The sequence below is a fragment of the Actinoplanes sp. NPDC051633 genome (genome assembly GCF_040681735.1).
Taxonomy (GTDB): Bacteria; Actinomycetota; Actinomycetes; order Mycobacteriales; family Micromonosporaceae; genus Actinoplanes.
Window position 1 is genome coordinate 1 of record NZ_JBFAZH010001102.1, and the last position, 2,565, is coordinate 2,565.

A 2,565-nucleotide genomic window follows, 5' to 3' on the forward strand; every position below is an offset into this window, starting at 1 on the left:
ACTCAATCTATCAAAAGCTTTAGTTAAATGTTTTAAACTCTGTTCTAAAGTTTCACCGTCAATCGCATTTTTTGTTGAAAGTGTTAAAAACAACCAACGTGCTTTTGGTTTTTCCCGAGCGCCGGCTGGCGACCAGTGCCGGTGAGGGCGGACCGGCCTTCGTGCAGAACGCCATCCTCGGACCGCTGGAGGACAAGCGGTTCGCGACCGTCAACCGGATCGCCACCGCCATCGGCCGCACCGCGGCGAAGCCGGTCGGACTCGACGCTCTCGCCCCCTGCGCGTTGGCCGACTGATCCGCCGAGCTCGAGGGGGCGGTCGATGCCCGACCGCCCCCTCGAGTCATGTCGCTTTCTGAACGCACTGGTACGTTCGGGACATCATGCGAACGCCACCGGAGACCGATCGCCGCCGCGACGCCGAGCGCACCCGCGCCGACATTCTCGAGGTGGCCACCGAGGAGTTCGCGACACACGGCTACAGCGGTGCCCGGGTCGACGAGATCGCGGCCCGGACCCGCACCACGAAGCGGATGATCTACTACTACTTCGGCGGCAAGGAGCAGCTCTACCTCTCCGTGCTGGAGCGCGCGTACGCCGAGATCCGCGCCGCCGAGCGCGCCGTCGACGTGGACCACCTCGACCCGGTCTCCGCCATCCGGCGGATCGCCGAGGTCACCTTCGACCACCACGAGGCGCACCCGTGGTTCATCAAGCTGGTCGGCGCGGAGAACGCCCAGCAGGGCCGGCACATGAACGACGTGGCGGGCCTGGTCGACCTGAACAGCTCGGCGGTCGACATGCTCACCGGCGTGCTCGAGCGCGGCCGCGCGCAGGGCCTGTTCCGGGACGACGTCGACGCGCTCGACGTACACATGATGATCAGCGCGTTCTGCTTCTTCCGGGTGGCCAACCGGCACACCTTCGGCGCCATCTTCGGGCGTGACCTGCTCGACCCCGGCACCCGCGAGCACCACCGCACCATGGTCGCGGACATGGTCGCCGGCTACCTCTCGAGGCGCTGACGATGCGCCGCGCGATCGCCACCGTGTGCGTCTCGGGAACGCTGGACGACAAGATCACGGCGGCCGCGAAGGCCGGCTTCGACGGCGTCGAGCTCTTCGAGAACGACCTAGTGGTGTCACCGTGGTCACCGGCCGAGGTGCGTGCCCGCTGCGCCGACCGCGGCCTGACCATCGACCTCTACCAGCCGTTCCGCGACTTCGAAGCGGTGCCGGCCGATCTGCTGGCGGCGAATCTGGCCCGCGCCGAGCACAAGTTCGACGTGATGGCCGAGCTGGGCGCCGACACGATGCTGGTCTGCTCGTCGGTGTCGCCGGCCGCGATCGACGACGACGATCTGGCCGCCGAGCAGCTGGCGATGCTGGCAGCGCGGGCGCACGAGCGCGGGATGCGGATCGCCTACGAAGCCCTGGCCTGGGGTCGGCATGTGTCCACATGGGACCGCTCGTGGCGGATAGTGCGCGCCGCGGGCCATCCCGCGCTGGGGTTGTGCCTCGACTCGTTCCACGTGCTGTCGCGCGAGGTCCCGGTCGACGGGATCGAGGCGATCACGCCCGGCAAGGTCTTTTTCCTCCAACTAGCGGACGCCCCGTACCTCAGCATGGATGTCCTGCAATGGAGCCGGCACCATCGGCTCTTCCCGGGCCAGGGCGCCTTCGATCTGCCGGACTTCGTGCGTCGGGTGCTGGCCACCGGGTACGACGGGCCGCTGTCGCTGGAGGTCTTCAACGACGTCTTCCGGCAGTCGGATCCGGAGCGCACCGCGGTCGACGCGATGCGCTCGCTGATCGCGCTGGAAGGCGGACTGCCGCCGGCGCCGGCGCTGCGGGATCACGGATTCAGCGAGCTGGCGGTGGACGGCCGATCCGGCCCGGAGTTGCAGAAAGCGTTGCGCGGACTGGGTTTCGCCCACACCGGCCAGCACCGGTCCAAGCCGGTCGAGCTGTGGGAGCAGGGCCGCTGCCGGGTCATCCTGAACAGCGCCGTGACCCGCCCGCAGGAGCCGGGCACCGCCGCGCTCAGCGCCTTCGCCCTCACTTCCGAGGACCCACACCGGTCCGGGGTACGCGCGGCGGCGCTGCTCGCCCCGCCCCTGCCGCGCACGCGCGGCCCGCGCGAGGCGGACCTGGTGTCCATCAAGGCGCCCGACGGCGTTGAAGTGTTCTTCAACTTCTCGCTGGCCGACTTCCTCGACACCGGTGAGGACGCGAGCGGCGCGGGGCTGACCGGCATCGACCACTTGGGACTGGCCCAGCCGTTCGACCACTTCGACGAGGCCGGGTTGTTCTACGAGTCGGTGCTCGGGCTCGAGCGGGCGGCCACCGAGGAGTTCGCGGCTCCGTTCGGGGTGATGCGATCGCGCGCGTACGCCAATGACGGCCGCAGCGTCCGTCTCGCCCTGACCGTCGCCCTGCTCCGCCGGGGCGACTGGGCCCCGGCGGTGCCCGACCCGCAGCACATCGCCTTCTCCACGGCGGACATCTTCGCCACCGCGGCCGCGATGGCCGGCGCGACCCTGCCGGTGCCGGACAACTACTACGCC

General features: G+C 69.1%; 3 protein-coding genes and 1 pseudogene. 3 read left to right on the top strand and 1 reads right to left on the bottom strand.

Annotated elements, in window-relative coordinates:
• Window positions 1-93, bottom strand: a pseudogene (locus tag AB0M20_RS37515) (replication protein); the annotation flags it as partial.
• A 5-nt stretch (window positions 94-98) separates the two neighbouring features.
• Here AB0M20_RS37515 and AB0M20_RS37520 point away from each other — a divergent pair.
• The 3 genes from AB0M20_RS37520 to AB0M20_RS37530 all read left to right on the top strand — a co-directional run.
• On the top strand, window positions 99-296 hold the full coding sequence (locus AB0M20_RS37520) for a hypothetical protein (RefSeq protein WP_364305555.1): 198 nt from the start codon (window positions 99-101) through the stop codon (window positions 294-296).
• Between the two features lie 86 nt (window positions 297-382).
• The gene (locus tag AB0M20_RS37525; RefSeq protein ID WP_364305556.1) at window positions 383-1,024 is read left to right on the top strand and encodes a TetR/AcrR family transcriptional regulator; all 642 of its coding nucleotides are present in this window, start codon (window positions 383-385) and stop codon (window positions 1,022-1,024) included.
• 2 nt (window positions 1,025-1,026) lie between these two features.
• Window positions 1,027-2,565: TIM barrel protein (locus AB0M20_RS37530; protein WP_364305558.1), on the top strand; the 1,539-nt coding region annotated here is incomplete at its 3' end.